Source organism: Virgisporangium ochraceum (assembly GCF_016863655.1).
In the GTDB taxonomy this organism is placed as follows: domain Bacteria; phylum Actinomycetota; class Actinomycetes; order Mycobacteriales; family Micromonosporaceae; genus Virgisporangium; species Virgisporangium ochraceum.
This window is the reverse complement of record NZ_BOPH01000043.1, coordinates 148,647-166,010: the sequence shown is the minus strand read 5'-3', so window position 1 is coordinate 166,010 and position 17,364 is coordinate 148,647. Positions and strand designations below refer to the sequence as shown.

At 71.3% G+C, this 17,364-nt stretch carries 16 protein-coding genes; 14 read left to right on the top strand and 2 right to left on the bottom strand.

All coding sequences use genetic code 11. From position 1 onward, the window contains the following. Positions 1-17: 17 nt before the first annotated feature. The 8 genes from Voc01_RS17775 (at position 18) to Voc01_RS17740 (ending at position 8,141) form a co-directional block, all read left to right on the top strand. A complete protein-coding gene (locus Voc01_RS17775; protein ID WP_203928555.1) occupies positions 18-812 on the top strand; it encodes a DivIVA domain-containing protein in 795 nt (264 codons plus the stop codon). Positions 813-1,002: 190 nt separating this feature from the next. Continuing rightward, a complete protein-coding gene (locus tag Voc01_RS17770; RefSeq protein WP_203928554.1) occupies positions 1,003-1,758 on the top strand; it encodes a hypothetical protein in 756 nt (251 codons plus the stop codon). Positions 1,759-1,800: 42 nt separating this feature from the next. Further along, a complete protein-coding gene (locus tag Voc01_RS17765; protein ID WP_373873827.1) occupies positions 1,801-2,079 on the top strand; it encodes a DUF167 domain-containing protein in 279 nt (92 codons plus the stop codon). Positions 2,080-2,088: 9 nt separating this feature from the next. After that, positions 2,089-3,606: a potassium/proton antiporter gene (locus Voc01_RS17760; protein ID WP_203928552.1), complete on the top strand. Its 1,518-nt coding sequence runs from the start codon at positions 2,089-2,091 to the stop codon at positions 3,604-3,606. Positions 3,607-4,604: 998 nt separating this feature from the next. Continuing rightward, a complete protein-coding gene (locus Voc01_RS17755) occupies positions 4,605-5,072 on the top strand; it encodes a TraR/DksA family transcriptional regulator (protein ID WP_203928581.1) in 468 nt (155 codons plus the stop codon). A gap of 35 nt (positions 5,073-5,107) precedes the next feature. After that, positions 5,108-5,770 carry a signal peptidase II gene (lspA, locus tag Voc01_RS17750; RefSeq protein ID WP_239160274.1) on the top strand — a complete coding sequence of 221 codons (663 nt, stop codon included), beginning with the start codon at positions 5,108-5,110 and terminating at the stop codon, positions 5,768-5,770. Further along, on the top strand, positions 5,767-6,693 hold the full coding sequence (locus tag Voc01_RS17745) for an RluA family pseudouridine synthase (protein WP_203928550.1): 927 nt from the start codon (positions 5,767-5,769) through the stop codon (positions 6,691-6,693). Before lspA ends, Voc01_RS17745 begins: the two co-directional genes overlap by 4 nt. A gap of 197 nt (positions 6,694-6,890) precedes the next feature. Next, positions 6,891-8,141, top strand: a complete 1,251-nt coding sequence (locus tag Voc01_RS17740) for a MinD/ParA family ATP-binding protein (RefSeq protein ID WP_203928549.1) — start codon at positions 6,891-6,893, stop codon at positions 8,139-8,141. 198 nt (positions 8,142-8,339) lie between these two features. On the opposite strand, the gene Voc01_RS17735 is transcribed toward Voc01_RS17740, so the two are convergent. Next, positions 8,340-8,507, bottom strand: a complete 168-nt coding sequence (locus tag Voc01_RS17735; protein ID WP_203928548.1) for a hypothetical protein — start codon at positions 8,505-8,507, stop codon at positions 8,340-8,342. Positions 8,508-8,725: 218 nt separating this feature from the next. Between Voc01_RS17735 and dnaE the strand changes: the two genes are divergently transcribed. Both dnaE and Voc01_RS17725 read left to right on the top strand, forming a co-directional pair. After that, entirely contained in the window at positions 8,726-12,256 is a 3,531-nt protein-coding gene (dnaE, locus tag Voc01_RS17730) for a DNA polymerase III subunit alpha (RefSeq protein ID WP_203928547.1), read from the top strand. A 69-nt stretch (positions 12,257-12,325) separates the two neighbouring features. Continuing rightward, positions 12,326-13,345, top strand: coding sequence for a DUF2567 domain-containing protein (locus Voc01_RS17725; RefSeq protein WP_203928546.1), 1,020 nt, complete (start codon positions 12,326-12,328; stop codon positions 13,343-13,345). Here the strand turns inward: Voc01_RS17725 and Voc01_RS17720 are convergent. Then, positions 13,338-14,033 (bottom strand): LON peptidase substrate-binding domain-containing protein, encoded by a 696-nt coding sequence (locus Voc01_RS17720; protein ID WP_203928545.1) that lies wholly within the window; start codon positions 14,031-14,033, stop codon positions 13,338-13,340. The genes Voc01_RS17725 and Voc01_RS17720 overlap by 8 nt on opposite strands. Before the next feature lie 159 nt (positions 14,034-14,192). On the opposite strand from Voc01_RS17720, the gene hisD reads away from it, so the two are divergent. From hisD to Voc01_RS17700, 4 genes are read left to right on the top strand one after another with little or no spacing between them, the layout of a single operon-like run. Then, positions 14,193-15,485, top strand: a complete 1,293-nt coding sequence (gene hisD / locus Voc01_RS17715) for a histidinol dehydrogenase (protein WP_203928544.1) — start codon at positions 14,193-14,195, stop codon at positions 15,483-15,485. After that, positions 15,482-16,579, top strand: a complete 1,098-nt coding sequence (locus Voc01_RS17710; RefSeq protein WP_203928543.1) for a histidinol-phosphate transaminase — start codon at positions 15,482-15,484, stop codon at positions 16,577-16,579. Before hisD ends, Voc01_RS17710 begins: the two co-directional genes overlap by 4 nt. Then, positions 16,580-17,194, top strand: a complete 615-nt coding sequence (gene hisB, locus Voc01_RS17705) for an imidazoleglycerol-phosphate dehydratase HisB (protein WP_203928542.1) — start codon at positions 16,580-16,582, stop codon at positions 17,192-17,194. After that, on the top strand, positions 17,191-17,355 hold the full coding sequence (locus tag Voc01_RS17700; protein WP_203928541.1) for a CG2302 family histidine operon protein: 165 nt from the start codon (positions 17,191-17,193) through the stop codon (positions 17,353-17,355). The genes hisB and Voc01_RS17700 overlap by 4 nt, the downstream gene beginning before the upstream one ends. Positions 17,356-17,364: the final 9 nt, after the last annotated feature.

Genomic DNA, 17,364 nt, shown 5'->3' with positions numbered 1-17,364 from the left:
CGACCCGAGGAGTATCGATGCCGCTGACCCCGGCCGACGTCCACAACGTCGCGTTCAAGAAACCCCCGATCGGCAAACGGGGGTACGACGAGGAGGAGGTCGACGCCTTCCTTGACGAGGTCGAGCGCGAGCTCGCCCGTCTGATCGAGGAGAACAACGAGCTGCGCGCTCAGCTCGAGCGGGGCGGCGGCGGCCGTCCGGCCGGCCCCGGTGCCGACCCACGGCTCGCCTCCGAGCTGGCCGAGGTCAAGTCGCAGCTCGACCGGGTCCAGCGCGAGAAGACGCAGGCGGAGCAGGCCGCGCGGGGCATGCAGGCCGAGATCGAGCAGCTGCGGTCGCAGGGCCCGTCCGGCGGTGCCATGACCGCGGGTGAGGGCGAGCAGCAGGCGCTGCGGGTCCTCATGATGGCGCAGCGCACGGCCGACGACCACGTCAACGACGCGCGCCGCGAGGCCGACAAGCTGCTGGCCGACGCCCGGTCGAAGGCCGAGGAGGTCACCCGCGACGCGCGGGCCAAGGCCGACGCCCTCGAGCGTGACGCGCGCCAGCGCCACACCGACGCCATCAGCGGCCTCGACGCCAAGCGCACCGCGCTGCAGAAGCACATCGAGGAGCTCAAGCAGTTCGAGCGCGAGTACCGCACGCGGCTCAAGGCGTACCTCGAGAGCCAGCTGCGCGACCTGGAGGGCCGTGGCCAGGGCCTCGAGGCCGAGCTCCAGCGGTCGGAGACCTCGACCCGGGCCACCAACAGCGGTGGCCTTGCCGCAGCGAGCCTGGCCGGCTCGTACAGCGGGCGCGACAGCGGCCGCTAGCCCGCGGTAGCACGAACGGCGACGCGCCGCTTCCCGAACGGGGAGCGGCGCGTCTTGTGCCTGTCCCGAGATCTTGGAAACCTGTACATCGAATCTGCTGTTCAGATTTCCAAGATCTGCAGGAACCGTCGCCGGACCTGACTCGTTTTACCCGCGACAGCGCAGCAAGTTGTGGGCCGGAGGGTTAACCGTGACAGTCGTAAGCCTGGTGCTGATCGTGGGGGCGGTGGTCCTGCTGGGCTACGGCCTGCTCGAGGGGTCCAACACCTACCTCGTCGCCTCGATCCTGACCAGCCTCGTCGCGGCGCTCGCGCTGGTGGTCGGATCCCGCCGCAGCGGCCGGGCCGCCGTCGCGGCGGCGATCGAGGCCGAGGAGGAGGCCGCGCGCACCACCCAGCGCCGCCGCCCCCGCCAGACCGTCGCCGCCGGGGTCGGCGACCGAGGCGACCGGGTAGACCGGGGAGACCGCGCAGACCGGGGCGGCCGCGACGACCGCGCGGACGAGTACGACGAGGGCTACGGCGACGTCCGCGAGACCACGATGCTCGACGTGGGCCGGCGCGGCGGCGGGGTGCCCGCACAGTCGTCGGGCGAGCGCTACGGCGGCGGTTACCAGAACCAGAACCAGTACGACCAGTACAGCGAGCAGTACGGCGACAACTACGACGACCAGTACGACGACGAGGACGACGACGAGTTCGACGAGGACCCGTCCGACGAGCCGCCGGCCCAGCGGGTGTCGCCGGCCGAGCAGGCCCGCGTCGCGCAGCTCGACGCCGATGTCCTGGTGGTCGACGGCCGTCCCCGCTACCATCTGCCCGGTTGCGTCCACCTTCTCGGCCGCGAGCACGAGTCGCTCCCGGTGAGCGAGGCGGTGGAACTGGGCTTCACACCGTGCGGTCTGTGCGAGCCCGACAGCACCCTGTTGGCGCGCGTTCGCAGGTAGGAGGGTCCCGCGGTCTTGAGCGGCAACGGTTCAGGATCGCTGGTGCCCATCCGGGTCAAGCCCGGCTCGTCGCGCGCGCGGGTCGGCGGTCGGTACGAGGGGCCGCACGGGGCGGCGCTGGTCGTCGCCGTCCACGCGCCGCCGGTCGACGGCCGGGCGACCGACGCCGCGATCGCGGCCCTGGCCGACGCGCTGGGCCTGCGACGCGCGGACCTGTCCCTGCGGTCCGGGGCGGCCAGCCGCGATAAGATCATCGCCGTGACCGACGCACCCCCCGATCTCGCCGACCGGGTGGCGCGCCTGCGCGACACGCCGCCGTAAGGGCGCGCGATGAACGATTCGATCAACGTCGCGCTCCTGATCGCCGCGACGGTGCTGCTCATCGCCGTCGCCGCGGTGCGGCTGGCGAGCCGGCTCGGCCTTCCCAGCCTGCTCGTCTACCTGGTGCTCGGCATGGCGCTGGGCCCGATCGGCCTGGGCATCCAGTTCACCGATGCCGACCTCACCCGCACGCTCGGGCTGTGCGCGCTCGTCGTGATCATCGCCGAGGGCGGCCTGACCGCCCGGTGGAGCGAGCTGCGCCCGGTGCTCGGTCCGGCGGTGGTGCTGTCGACCGTCGGGGTCGCGGTCAGCGCCGCGGTGGTCGCGGTGGTCGCGCACTTCCTGCTGGGACTGGACTGGCGGCTGGCCTTTCTGTATGGGGCGGTGCTCTCGTCGACCGACGCGGCGGCGGTGTTCGCCACACTGCGCCGGTTGCGGATCAAGCCCCGGCTCTCGGCGCTGCTCGAGGCCGAGTCCGGTATCAACGACGCGCCCGTGGTGCTGCTCGTGCTGGCACTGTCGGTCACCGAGACGTCGGAGGGCGGCGACCACCCCTGGTGGGAGCACCTGCTGCTCGCCGGCTACGAACTGGGCGCGGGCGGCCTGATCGGGGTGGCGGTCGGGTTCAGCGGCGCGTGGCTGCTGCGCAACGCCGCGCTGCCGGCGGCCGGGCTGTACCCGCTCGCGACCGTCGGTCTCACCGTGCTGGCCTATTCGGTGGGACTGGCCGCGCACGCGTCCGGATTCCTCGCCGTCTACGTGTGCGGGGTCGTCCTGGGCAACTCGCACCTGCCGCACCGCCGGGCGGTGCTCGGCTTCGCCGACGGGTTGGCGTGGCTGGCCCAGATCGGGCTGTTCGTGCTGCTCGGCCTGCTGGTCGAGCCGGCCGACCTGGGTCCGGCCGTGCTGCAGGCCCTGGTGATCGGGTTGGTGCTGCTGGTCGTGGCGCGGCCGCTGTCGGTGGCGGCGTCGGTGGGGCCGTTCCGGTACCCGCTCAACGAGCAGGTCTTCCTCTCCTGGGCCGGGCTGCGCGGCGCCGTGCCGATCGTGCTCGCGACGATCCCGCTCTCGGCCGGCCTATCCGGTGCGTCCACGCTGTTCAACGTCGTGTTCGTGCTGGTCGTGGTCTACACGCTGGCGCAGGGCTGGTCGCTGCCGCCGGCCGCCCGCTGGCTGGGCGTGCTCGCCCCCGACGAGACCACCGAGCTCGAGCTCGACGCGGCACCCCTGGAACGCATGCGGGCCGACCTCCTCCAGCTCGACATCCCGCCCGGGTCGAAGCTCGCCGGCGTGCACATCGACGAGCTGCGCCTCCCGGAGGGCGCGGCCATCATGCTGGTGACCCGCGACGGCGCGGCGTTCGTACCGACCTCGACGACGCGGCTGCGTACCCACGACAGCCTGCTGATCGTCGCCGCCGACCGGGTACGCGACGCCACCGAACGCCGGCTGCGCGCGGTCAGCCGCCGCGGCCGGCTGGCGCGGTGGTTCTCCGAGCACGGCGACGAGTCCGCGGCCCACGCCTGAGATCAGGAAAGTGCGCAACCCGACGTGTTGGACCGGTGTGCGGCGGGTAATGACACCCGGCAAACGAGCCGGACCTGATAGGGCGGGACGGCCGAGCCAGAAAGAAAGGTCCGTTTTGAGCTAACTGGTGTGGCATGGTTGGCGGGCGCCGGTACATTCCGTATTCTTGCCACCCACTGGAGTGCGCGGTGCCAGCACCGCGCGCCCGTCTTTTATCTGGGGGACGCATGGCCGAACGGTCATCCGCGACGCGAAAGGCAACCGGGCGCGCAGCCCAGGTCGACGCCTCCTCGCGCCGGTCGTCCTCCGCGCGCGCGGGCAAGGCGACGCCCGCGAAGGCGCCCGGCAAGACGGCGGCGAAGGCCCCTGCCAAGTCGGTGGCGAAGGCCCCCGCGAAGGCCGCGACGAAGGCTCCGGCCAAGTCGGTGGCGAAGGCCCCCGCGAACGCTGCGGCGAAGGCCCCCGCCAAGTCGGTGGCGAAGGCCCCTGCCAAGTCGGTGGCCCCCGCGAAGGCTGCGGCGAAGGCGCCGGCCAAGACCGCGGCGAAGGCGCCCGCGAAGGCTCCGGCGCCCGCGAAGGCTGCGGCGAAGGCGCCAGCGAAGACTGCGGTGAAGGCGCCAGCGAAGACCGCTCCGAAGACCGCGGCGGAGACCGCCACGACGACCGCCACGAAGAGCGCGGCGAAGTCGGCCGCGACGGCGCCCGCCAAATCGCCCGCCAAGGCGCCCACCACGACCTCCGCCCCGGCTCCGGCCAGAGCGGCAAGCAAGACCGCACCGAAGACGGCATCGAAGACGGCCGCCCGTACGGCGGCGGGTACGAAGAAAACAGGCTCAGCCCGTCCCCCCGACACAAGCGACGGACCCGGCGCCCCCCGCCGGACCGCGACCACCGGCTCCGGCCGGACGACGACCCCCGACGGCACCGAACGGGCCGACGGGGCGAACCCACCCAACGCAGTTTCGACCACCGCGGCCGCCGCGGTCGAGGGAGCGACGATGGCCCAGACAGCACAATCCAAGCCGACCAAGGCGACGAAGGCCACCGCGGCCAAGTCCGCCGGCAACGCCGGCCGCACCGCCACCGCCGCGAAGCGGGGCACCCGCAGCGAGGCCGACACCCAGGAGATCCGCAGCGCCCTGCAGGAGCGGCACACCGAACTGCGCACCGAGTACGACCAGACGGTGGCCGACATCGCCGAACTGCAGCGTGACCGGCTCACCGACTCGGCCGGCGACGACCAGGCCGACACCGGCACCAAGACCTTCGAGCGTGAGCAGGAGATCTCGCTGGCCAACAACATCCTGGAGCGCATCAACCAGGTGGAGCGGGCCCTCGAGCGTCTCGACGAGGGCAGCTACGGCTGGTGCGAGCGGTGCGGCAACGCCATCCCCGTGGAGCGGCTCGCCGCATTCCCGTCGGCTACGCTCTGCGTGAGTTGCAAGCAGCTGGAGGAGCGCCGCTAGCGGGGCGGGTTCCCCAAGACCTGGAGTGGGTGGGCGTGGCGCAGGGTTCAACGATCGACCGGCGCCGCGTCCTCGCTCTTTTTCTCGGCATCGCCCTCGCCGTCACGGCGATCGACCAGATCACGAAGCACCTCACCGTCGTGTACCTCGACGACCGGGAACCCGTGAAGGTGCTCGGCGGACTGGTCTACCTCATGCACGTGCGCAACAGCGGCGCGGCGTTCAGCATGGGCACCGGCGTCACCTGGGTGTTCCCGATCGTGGCGCTGGTCGTGCTCGTCGTGCTCGGGTTCGTGATCCGCAACGTCCGGTCGACGCCGTGGGCGGTCGCGCTCGGGCTGGTGCTCGGCGGGGTGATCGGCAACCTGGGCGACCGGCTGTTCCGCTCACCCGGTCCGTTCATGGGGCACGTCGTCGACATGGTCAGCCTCCTCGACGAGCGGGGCCGCGGCTTCCCCGTGTTCAACGGCGCCGACTCGGCGCTCACCATCGGGGTCGCGTTCATCATCCTGCTGGAGCTCACCGGACGGCAGCGCGACGGCACCCGGCTGCCGAGCCGCGCCGAACAGAAGGCCGCGGAACAGAAAGCGGCCGAGGAGAAGGCGGCCGAGCAGAAGCCGGCAGAGCGGAAGCCGGCAGAGGAGACGGCCGCCGGCGGCGGCGCGTCCCGGTCCGGAGAAGAGGCCGGCACCGCATGAGCCGCGACCGACGGTCGATGCCGGTGCCCGACGGCCTCGACGGCATGCGCCTCGACCAGGCGATCGCCCGCATGTTCGGGCTCTCCCGCACCGGCGCCGCCGACCTGATCGACGCCGGTGACGTCGAGGTCGACGGCACGGTGAAGGCCAAGTCCGACCGGCTGAAGGCCGGGTCCTGGCTGGAGGTCGCGCTGCCGGCGCCGCCCGCCCCACCGGAGATCGTGCCCGAGAACGTCACCGGGCTGTCGGTCGTGTACAGCGACGACGACATCGTGGTGGTCGACAAACCGGTCGGGGTCGCCGCGCACCCGAGCCCCGGGTGGACCGGCCAGACCGTGATCGGCGGCGTCGCGGCACTGGGCCACCGGGTGTCGACCAGCGGGGCGGCCGAAAGGCAGGGCGTGGTGCACCGTCTCGACGTCGGGACCACCGGGATCATGGTGGTGGCCAAGAGCGAGCGGGCGTACAGCGCGTTGAAGCGGGCGTTCAAGGAACGCGAGGTCGACAAGCGGTACCACGCCGTGGTGCAGGGGCATCCGGACCCGTCACGCGGCACCATCGACGCGCCGATCGACCGGCATCCCAGCCACGACTACAAGTTCGCGGTGGTGGCCGGCGGCCGGCCGAGCATCACCCACTACGACACGATCGAGGCGTTCCCCGCGGCGACGCTGGTCGATGTGCGACTGGAAACGGGACGAACCCACCAGATCCGGGTACATTTCGCGGCGTTACGGCACCCCTGCGTGGGGGATCTCACGTACGGTGCAGATCCGACGCTCGCGGCGCGGCTCGGGCTGCAGCGGCAGTGGCTGCACGCCGTCCGGCTCGGGTTCGTGCACCCCGGCACCGGTCGGTACGTCGAGTTCGAGAGCCCGTACCCGGATGACCTGGCCGCCGCGTTGGCGGCGCTCGAGGCGTAACCCCGGAACGTCATCGCGACGTTGAGTAGTTGGGCCCCGGCGGGAAGTCGCACAATTCTTCGTCTTCGCCAGTGGTCTGATCAGCGTTGGATCCGTAGCCTGTAGCGGACGCGGTGGAGTACGCAGTTGATTTTGTCGCCCGGTGGGGCGACGGGAGACCGGCCACGAGCCGGGCGTAGAAATGGGGAGCTTTGTCCGTGGAGCGCACCGACACCAACTGGGGGCGTCCCGCTGAGGACAACCCCCGCTGGCGGTCGTTGCTCGACCGCGCCCTGCTGGGCCGCGGTGGCCCCGACGACGACGACTACGACGGCCGCTTCTCGGAGGAGCGATTGGCTCAGGCCAGGACCACGCGTTATGCCGACGAGGGCTACCGCGAGCAGGAGTACCGCGGCGAGCCCGGTTACGGCGAGTACGGCGGCCGCGGCTACGGCGACTACCCTCCGCAGCAGCAACAGGAGGCGTACGAGGAGTACCCGCGCGCCAACGGCTACGCCCAGGTCCCCCAGCAGCAGGGCTACGACGAGTACGCCGGCTACCAGCAGGCCAACGGCTACGACCAGCCCGCCAACGGCTACGAGCAGCCAGCCAACGGCTACGACCAGTACCAGTACCAGGAGTGGGAACAGCCGGCGTCCGAGCCCACCGAGCAGTACGTCGAGACGCTGCGGCGCGAGCTCGCGTCACCGCACGTGCTCGCGTTCGCCAACCCCAAGGGCGGCGTACACAAGACCACGGCCACCGTGCTCACGGCGGCGTCGGTCGGCAGCGTCCGCGGCAAGGGCGTGCTGGCCTGGGACGACAACGAGCTGCGCGGAACGCTCGGGCTCCGGGCCGGGTCCGCGCGTCACGCGCGCACCATCCGTCACCTGGTCAGAGACCTGGTGGACGTGGAAGGCGCGTCCGGGTACGACCTGCACACCAGGCTCGACGACTACCTGCGTCACGCGTCCGACGGCACCTACGACGTGCTCGCCGGCGAGGAGAACCCGCGGTTCGCGCAGCGGCTCGACCCGTACACGGTCAAGCGGGTGCTCGACCTGCTGCGCCGCACCCACGACGTGATCTGTGTCGACACCGGCAACAACGTCGAGAGCCCGAACTGGCAGACCGTGCTGCAGGCGGCCGACCAGCTCGTGGTCACCACGGTGCCGCGCGAGGACGCGGCGTTCACCGCCGACTGGATGCTCGACCTGCTCGACGAGGCCGGCATGGAGGACATGGTCTCGAACGCGGTCACGCTGCTGTCGTGCCCGTCGCCGAACCCGACGCCGCTGATCGAGGACCTCGCGGCGCACTTCACGGCCCGCACGCGCGCCGTGGTGGTGGTGCCGTACGACCCGGCGCTGGAGAGCGGGTCGCTGATCGAGCTCTCCGACCTCCAGCCCGCCACGAGGGCGGCCTGGCTGCGGGCCGCCGCGGTCATGATGGACCCGTACGCCCGCTAGAAGAGCTGTTTCCGGGCCTCGGATTGTCCGTATGCCTGTTTTGTCGTGAACATCGGGAGCCTTGCCACCCCGTACATCGATGATCGTGGGTGGGTGGGAGGTTATCAACATCAACAGGCGATTTTGATGTTGATAACCTCCCACCCGCCGGCGTCGGGACAGGCGCGGAGTGCCCGGGCAACGTCTGTGGTCACAGCCCTAGAGTGCGAACAGCACGCCGACCGCGGCGAGTGCGACGATCGCGACACCGAGGACGATCCACACCACGGCGGACATGCCGCTCCAACCGCCGGCCCGGTGCCGCGCGCCGTGGTGCTCTGCCGAGGGAAACGGCGACGGGTGGTACACCGCTGGTGCCTCGCTCATCAATCCTCCCGGGGGTGGTAGGTGTCGGATACATCGGCGCGTGCGCGCCGCGCGTAAGGGTTTTGGCACGACGAGTCATGAAGCGTGCCAGCCTTGTCCCGCGGTGTGGTGCGACGTGTCGCACCGGTCGAACTCGTGTCCGGACGGACTAGGCTCTCGTGAGTGCCGGCTCGGGTGGGGTGCCCCGGGTCTCTCGGCGGGCTGATTGGGGGACCAGGATGAGTGACTCGTTCGTGCATCTCCACGTGCACACCGAGTACTCGATGCTCGACGGCGCGGCCCGGCTCAAGCAGCTCTTCCAGGAGACCAGCCGCCTGGGTATGCCCGCTCTGGCGATGACCGACCACGGCAACATCTACGGGGCCTACGACTTCTACCAGCAGGCGACCGCCGCCGGGGTGAAGCCGATCATCGGCACCGAGGCGTACCTCACACCCGGCACGCACCGCGGCGACCGTACGCGGGTGCGCTGGGCCGACGGCGGCGAGAACGACGTCTCCGGGTCCGGTGCCTACACCCACATGACGATGCTCGCCGCCGACGCCGACGGCCTGCACAACCTGTTCCGGCTCGGCAGCCGCGCGAGCCTGGAGGGCTTCTTCTACAAGCCCCGGGCCGACCGCGAACTGCTGAACCAGTACGGCAAGGGCATCATTGCCACCACGGGCTGCCCGTCGGGCGAGGTGCAGACGTGGCTGCGCATCGGCAACTTCGAGAAGGCGTGCGAGTCGGCCGCCGAATTCCGGGACATCTTCGGCGCCGACAACTTCTACCTCGAGCTGATGGACCACGGGCTCGACATCGAGACCCGCATCCGGCAGGACCTCATCCGCCTCGGCAAGCGGTTGAACCTCAAGCCGGTCGCCACGAACGACCTGCACTACACGTTCGAGGCCGACCACGACGCGCACGAGGTGCTGCTGTGCGTGCAGTCCGGGTCGACGCTGGCCGACCCGAAGCGGTTCAAGTTCGACGCGCGCGACTTCTACCTGAAGTCGGCCGAGCAGATGCGCAAGCTCTGGGACGCCGAGGTGCCCGGCGCCTGTGACAACACGCTCGAGATCGCCGAGAAGATCGGCGACTACAAGTCGGTGTTCGCGTCACGGAACCTCATGCCGCAGTTCCCGGTGCCCGAGGGGGAGACCGAGGAGAGCTTCCTGCGCGCCGAGGTGCGCCGCGGCATGGAGAAGAGGTTCCCCGGCGGCGTGCCGGAGGGCCACGCGAAGCAGGCCGAGTACGAGCTCGACGTCATCTGCAAGATGGGCTTCCCCGGCTACTTCCTGGTCACCGCCGACCTCGTCGCGCACGCGAAGAAGGAGGGCATCCGGGTCGGCCCGGGCCGTGGGTCGGCCGCCGGCGCGTTGATCGCCTACGCGCTCGGCATCACCGAGCTCGACCCGATCCCGCACGGCCTGCTGTTCGAGCGGTTCCTCAACCCCGACCGCATCTCGATGCCCGACATCGACATGGACTTCGACGAGCGTCGGCGCGGCGACATGATCCGGTACGCCACCGAGCGGTACGGCGAGGCGCGGGTCGCGCAGATCATCACGTACGGCACGATCAAGGCGAAGGCGGCCATCAAGGACGCCGCGCGCGTGCTCGGGTACCCGTTCGCGATGGGCGACCGAATCACCAAGGCCATGCCGCCGCCGGTGATGGGCAAGGACATCCCGCTCACCGGCATCTTCGACCCGAGCCACAAGCGGTACCCGGAGGCGGTCGAGTTCCGGCAGCTGTACGAGTCCGACGCCGAGGTCGCGAAGATCGTCGACACCGCGAAGGGCCTGGAAGGGCTCAAGCGGCAGTGGGGTGTGCACGCGGCCGGCGTGATCCTCAGCCGTGACCCGCTCGTCGACGTCCTGCCGATCCACAAGCGCGAGCAGGACGGCGCGATCATCACCCAGTGGGACATGGGCGCGTGCGAGTCCATCGGCCTGCTGAAGATGGACTTCCTGGGGCTGCGCAACCTCACCGTCATGGACGACTGCCTCATCTCCATCAAGGAGAACCGGGGCGAGGAACTCGTTCTGGAGGAGCTCAAGCTCGACAACAAGGCGGCGTACGAGCTGCTGGCCCGCGGCGACACCCTGGGCGTGTTCCAGCTCGACGGCGGCCCGATGCGCTCGCTGCTGCGCTCGATGGTCCCCGACAACTTCGAGGACATCTCCGCCGTCCTCGCGCTGTACCGGCCCGGCCCGATGGGCGCCAACGCCCACAACGAGTACGCCGACCGCAAGAACAACCGCAAGCCGGTCGTGCCGATCCACCCGGAGCTGGCCGAGCCGCTGTCGGAGATCCTCGGCGACACCTACGGCCTGATCGTGTACCAGGAACAGGTCATGGCGATCGCGCAGAAGCTGGCCGGCTACACGCTCGGCGCCGCCGACCTGCTCCGCCGTGCGATGGGCAAGAAGAAGAAGGAGATCCTCGACAAGGAGTACAAGCCCTTCTCCGAGGGCATGAAGGCCAACGGCTACTCCGCTGAGTCGATCAAGACGCTGTGGGACATCCTCGTCCCGTTCTCCGACTACGCGTTCAACAAGGCGCACACCGCCGGGTACGGACTGGTCTCCTACTGGACCGCGTACCTGAAGGCCAACTACGCGCCCGAGTACATGGCGGCGCTGCTCACCAGCGTCGGCGACGACAAGGACAAGTCGGCCGTGTACCTGGCCGAGTGCCGGCGCATGGGCATCAAGGTGCTGCCGCCCGACGTCAACGCGTCGTCGCTGCGGTTCACCGCGGTCGGCAAGGACATCCGGTTCGGCCTGGGCGCGGTGCGCAACGTCGGCGTCAACGTGGTCGAGGCGATCATGCGGTGCCGCAAGGAGAAGGGCGACTACACCGACTTCTACGACTACCTGCGCAAGGTCGACCAGGTCGCCTGCAACAAGAAGAGCATCGAATCGCTGATCAAGGCCGGCGCGTTCGACTCGATGGGGCACACCCGCAAGGGCCTGCTCGCCGTGCACGCCGACGCGATCGACGCGTTCATCGGGGTCAAGAAGAACGAGGCCGTGGGCCAGTTCGACCTCTTCGGCTCGATGTTCGACGACGGCGACTCGTCCAGCGACCCGGGCCTCGTGGTCACGCCACCGATCCCGACGAGCGAGTGGGACAAGGCCGACCTGCTGGCATTCGAGCGGGAGATGCTCGGCCTCTACGTCAGCGACCACCCGCTGTTCGGGCTGGAGCACGTGCTGAACAAGGCCGCCGACATGCAGATCGGCCGCCTCGCCGAAGAGGTGAGCGACGGCTCGGTCATCACGCTCGCCGGCATCCTCTCCGGCGTGCAGCGGCGGATCACCAAGCAGGGCAAGGCGTGGGCGTCGGCGTCGCTGGAGGACCTCACCGGTGCCGTCGAGGCCCTGTTCTTCCCGAACACGTACGAACTCGTCGGCCAGTACATCGCGGAGGACGCGATCGTCGTGGTCAAAGGCCGGGTGGACCGGCGTGACGACCAGCCCCGGCTGATGGCGATGGACCTGTCGATCCCCGACATCAGCGCGCCCGACGACCACAAGCCGGTGGTCCTGGCGCTGCCGCCGTCGCGGTGCACGCCGCCGCTGGTCGAGCGGCTCAAGGAGGTGCTGGCCAGCCATCCCGGCTCGGCCGAGGTGCACCTCAAGCTGGTCAACGGCAGCCGGAGCACGCTGCTGCGGCTGGGTCCGCTGCGGGTCAACGCCACGCCGGCGCTGATGGGCGACCTGAAGGCACTCCTGGGCCCGGGGTCCCTGGCGAGCTGACCCTGCTGTTTGCACCCGCCGCCCCAGGACCAGCAGCCGGCCCTTGGAGTCGCGTGGCAGGATCACAAGGTGAGTTCGCCACCATCCGAGCCGCACGAGCATCCGGAGACGCCGGCGGCCCCCGCCGTGCCCGAGCCGGCGTCGGCGCCAGCGACGGGCGCGCAGCCGGTCGACCTGTCGAAGCCCGCGCCACCGGCCGACCAGCCGATCTGGGCGATCGGGCCGGGCGCGGTCGGTAACGGCGAGCCCGGGTACGCCGCCCCGCCGCCCGACTGGGTGCCGGTGGTCGACGAGCCGGCCGTCCGCACCACGCCGCGCGACTGGCTGATCGAGATCCTCGCCGCGCTCGTGGTCGCCGTGGTGCTGACCGGGCTCGGCGCCGGCCTCGCGTACGTCTGGGAGGCGATCAGCCCGCGCACGGTGCTGGAGATGTCGGCCAACGGCGCGGTGTACACCCAACCGAACCCGGAGGGGTACGTCGCCGGCGAGAGCGTCTACCTGCTCATGACCGCCGGCCTCGGCATCGTCTCCGCGGTGGCGGTGTGGCTGCTGCTGCGCCGGCGGCGGGGTCCGATCATGCTCACCGGGCTCGCGATCGGCTCGGTGGCCGGCGCCACGCTGATGGCCTGGCTCGGCCAGCGGATCGGCCTCGCGGAGTACCGCCGGCTGCTGACGGACGCGCCGGTCGGCACCCGGTTCGAGATCCCGGTCAAGGTGTACTCGGCGATCATCGACCTGGCCGGGTTCAAGATCCAGGGCGCGGTGCTGGTGCAGGCGATGATCGCGGTCGCCATCTACACGTTCCTCGCCGGCTTCTACCCGACGGCGAGCCTGCGGCCCGAGCGCGCGCCGGTGCACTTCATGCCGCCGTACCCCGGCCCGGACGGGCCGCCGTACCCGGGCCCGGGCGCGCCGCCGTACCCGCAGCAGGGTCCGGGCGCGCCGCCGTATCCGCAGCAGGGTCCGGGCCCGCAGTACCCCGAGCAGGGACCACCGGGCGGCCCGCCCACGCAGCCCGGAGGCGAACCGCTCCAGGGTCAGCCGGCCGCCGCGCAGCCGGGAGGCGACGCGCCGGGGAAGGTCAGTTAGGGCTGGCCGGAGACGTCAGCTCACCGAGCGGCGCCGGCACCGCCCGCAGCCGGCTGAGCAGCGTGACCTCGCGGCGCAGCAGCGTGCGCTCGGCCCGCAGCCGGCGCACCGTGTCGTCGGAGGCCAGCAGGCGCTGCCGGTCCTCCAGCGACAGCGCCGCGCTCGCCGCCACCAGGTAGGACAGCACGCCCGGCCGGTCGGGTAGCTGCTCGCCGACCTCCGGCCGCTGCTGGCGCATCAGCGTCAGGTACTTCTGGAACAGGTCGAGCACCGTGGTCGCCAGGCGCTCGGCCAGCAGTTCGTCGCCGGTCGGCTCGCCCAGCAGGTCGACGTCGCCGACGAGGTAAGGCGCGGACCCGTCGACCAGTTCCCGGGTACGGAACCGCCGCCGGCCCACGGTCACCAGGTCGAACCGGCCGTCGGGATGCTCGGTGACCTGCCGGATCTCGGCCGTGCAGCCCACCTCGTACAGGGTGAGGGAGCCGCCAGCGGTGAGGCCGCCGGCATTCGCCGGCACCTCCCAGCCACCCTTGATCGCCACCACGCCGAACTCGCGCGACTGGTCGGCGGGCAGGTTCATGAGATCGCGGACGAGCGTGCGGTAGCGCGGCTCGAAGATGTGCAGCGGCAGGACGAGCCCGGGGAACAGCACCGTGCCGAGCGGGAACAGTGGCAGCCGCGCGGTCACGGCCAAAGACTAACCCGCACCGGCCCCACCTGCCCGGTAACCCGGTCGCCGTGCCGGACGCGGCCGCCCCGGCCCACCGGTCCGTGGGAGCGTGTCCATCCGTCGGACACGGGAACGGGCGCGATCGGGTCGCACCGGGCACGACCTAGACTTGTCCGGGTGTTGACCCGGATCGACCTGCGCGGTTCCACGACCGACCCGCGCCGTCTCCTGCCCCGAGCCGCCATCGACGTCACCGCCGCCACCGAGGCGATGCGGCCGATCGTCGAGTCGGTGCGCGAGCATGGGGCCGACGCGGTGCGCGCCGCCACCCGGAAGTTCGACGGGGTCGAGCTGGCGCGGCTGCGGGTGCCGGTCGAGGCACTCGGGCGGGCCGCCGACGCCCTCGACGCCGACGTGCGGGCGGCGCTGCTGGAGTCGATCGGGCGGGCCCGCACGGTGCACGCCGACCAGCGGCGCACCGAGGTCACCACGACCCTGGTGCCCGGCGGCACCGTCACGCAGCGGTGGATCCCGGTGCGGCGGGTCGGGCTGTACGTGCCCGGCGGGCTCGCCGCGTACCCGTCCAGCGTGGTCATGAACGTGGTGCCGGCGCAGACCGCCGGCGTCGAGGGGATCGCGGTCGCCAGCCCGCCGCAGCGCGAGACCGGCCTTCCGCACCCGGCGGTGATGGCCGCCTGCTCGCTCCTCGGGGTCACCGAGGTGTACGCGGTGGGCGGCGGCCAGTCCATCGCGATGCTCGGGTACGGCATCCCCGGCGAGTGCGAGCCGGTCGACCTGATCACCGGTCCCGGCAACGTGTGGGTCACGGCCGCGAAGCGGCTACTGCGTGGTGAGGTCGGCATCGACGCGGAGGCCGGGCCCACCGAGATCGCGATCCTCGCCGACGACACCGCCGACCCGGTGCACGTCGCCGCCGACCTGATCAGCCAGGCCGAGCACGACCCGATGGCGGCCAGCGTGCTGGTCACGCCCTCGGTGACCCTCGCCGATCAGGTCGACCTGCAGCTGGCATCGCGGATCGGCAGTACCAAGCACAGCGAGCGGGTCACCACCGCGCTCACCGGTCCGCAGTCGGCGGCCGTGCTGGTCGACGACCTCGCCCAGGGGCTCACGGTGGTCGACGCGTACGCCGCCGAACACCTGGAGATCCAGACCAGAGACGCCCGGAGCGTCGCGGAGAGGGTCCGCAACGCCGGCGCGATCTTCGTCGGCGCCTGGTCGCCGGTGTCGCTCGGCGACTACTGCGCCGGCTCGAACCACGTCCTGCCCACCGGCGGCTGCGCCCGGCACCAGAGCGGCCTGTCGGTGCAGACGTTCCTGCGCGGCGTCCAGCTGATCGAGTACGACGAGCCGGCGCTGCGCGAGGTGGCCGGCCACGTCGTGGCGCTGGCGAACGCGGAGGACCTGCCGGCGCACGGCGAGGCCGTGACGGCGAGGTTCCCCCGATGACCGGAACAGTGGAGGAGTCGCACACAGAAGCGACGAGCCTGCCGATCCGGGACGAGCTCAAGGGGCTCACGCCGTACGGCGCGCCGCAGCTCGACGTCGCCGTGCGGCTGAACACGAACGAGAACTCCTACCCGCTGCCGGAACCGGTCGCGGTGGCGATCGAGAAGGCGCTCACGGGCGTCCTCCGGGACCTGAACCGCTACCCCGACCGCGACGCGCAGGCCCTGCGCGCGGACCTCGCCGCCTACCTCGGCCACGGTCTCACCGCGGCCAACGTGTGGGCGGCGAACGGTTCGAACGAGATCCAGCAGCAGCTGCTGCAGGCGTTCGGCGGGCCCGGCCGGACGGCGCTGGGCTTCACGCCGAGCTACTCGATGCACCCGCTGCTGTGCGCGGGCACCGGTACGGAGTGGATCGCGGGCCGGCGCGGAAAGGACTTCGACCTCGGCCCCGGCGAGGCGGTCGCGCAGGTGCGCGAGCACCGGCCCGACCTCGTGTTCCTCTGCTCGCCGAACAACCCGACCGGCACCGCGCTGCAGCCCGACGTGATCGAGGCGGTGCTGAACGAGGCACCCGGCATGGTGATCGTCGACGAGGCCTACGCCGAGTTCGCCCGGGAGGGCACAGCGAGCGCGCTCGGGTCGCTCGCCGGGCACCCGCGCCTCGTCGTCACGCGCACCATGAGCAAGGCGTTCGCGTTCGCCGGCGGCCGCGTCGGCTACCTCGCGGCCGACCCGGCCGTGGTCGACGCGGTGCTGCTGGTGCGGCTGCCGTACCACCTGTCCTCGCTCACCCAGGCCGCCGCGCGGGCGGCGGTCGGCCAGGCGCCGGCGCTGCTGTCCACAGTGGACGCCATCAAGCGGCAGCGGGACCGGATCGTCGACGAGCTCCGGAAGGACGGCCTGACCGTCGCCGACAGCGACGCCAACTTCGTGCTGTTCGGACGCTTCGACGACCAGTCGGCGGTGTGGCACGCGCTGCTCGACCGCGGCGTGCTCGTGCGCGATGTGGGGTTGGCCGGGTGGTTGCGCGTCACCGCCGGCACGCCGGAGGAGACCGACGCGTTCCTGCGGGCGATCAGAGAGGTTCTGTAAATGGGACGCGTCGGGCGCGTTGAACGCAACACCCACGAGAGCAAGGTGCTCGTGCGGGTCGACCTCGACGGGTCGGGCTCGCTGGACATCGCGACCGGCATCGGGTTCTACGACCACATGCTGTCCCAGCTCGGCAAGCACGGCGGGTTCGACCTGCGCGTGCACACCACCGGCGACCTCGAGGTCGACGCGCACCACACGGTCGAGGACACCGCGCTCGCGCTCGGCACCGCCTTCGCCGACGCGCTCGGCGACAAGACCGGCCTCACCCGGTTCGGCAGCGCGATCGTGCCGCTCGACGAGGTCCTGGTGCAGGCGAGTGTCGACCTGTCGGGGCGCCCGTACGTGGTGCACGACGAGCCGACGAACATCGCCCCCTACATCGGCCCGGTGTACCCGACGAGCCTCACCCGGCACATCTGGGAGTCCTTCGGGCACACGGCGAAGATCACCCTGCACGTGAGCGTGCTGCGGGCGTCGCGGCCGGGTGCGCAGCCCGACGCGCACCACGTGGTCGAGGCGCAGTTCAAGGCCGTGGCGCGGGCACTGCGCGAGGCCGTCGCGGTCGACCCGCGCAATGCCGGGCAGGTGCCGAGCACGAAAGGCGTCCTGTGAGTGGCGTACTCACTGTCGTTCTTTTCGCGCTCGGCGGCGTACTCATCGGTGGGGCGTGGTCGATGCGCCAGCAGGGCGCGTCGACCAAGGCCGTGGCGCTGTTCGGGGTGATGGCGCTCATGTCGGTGACGGCCGGGGCGCTGCGGCTCGTCTACGGCTGAGTTGTCCTT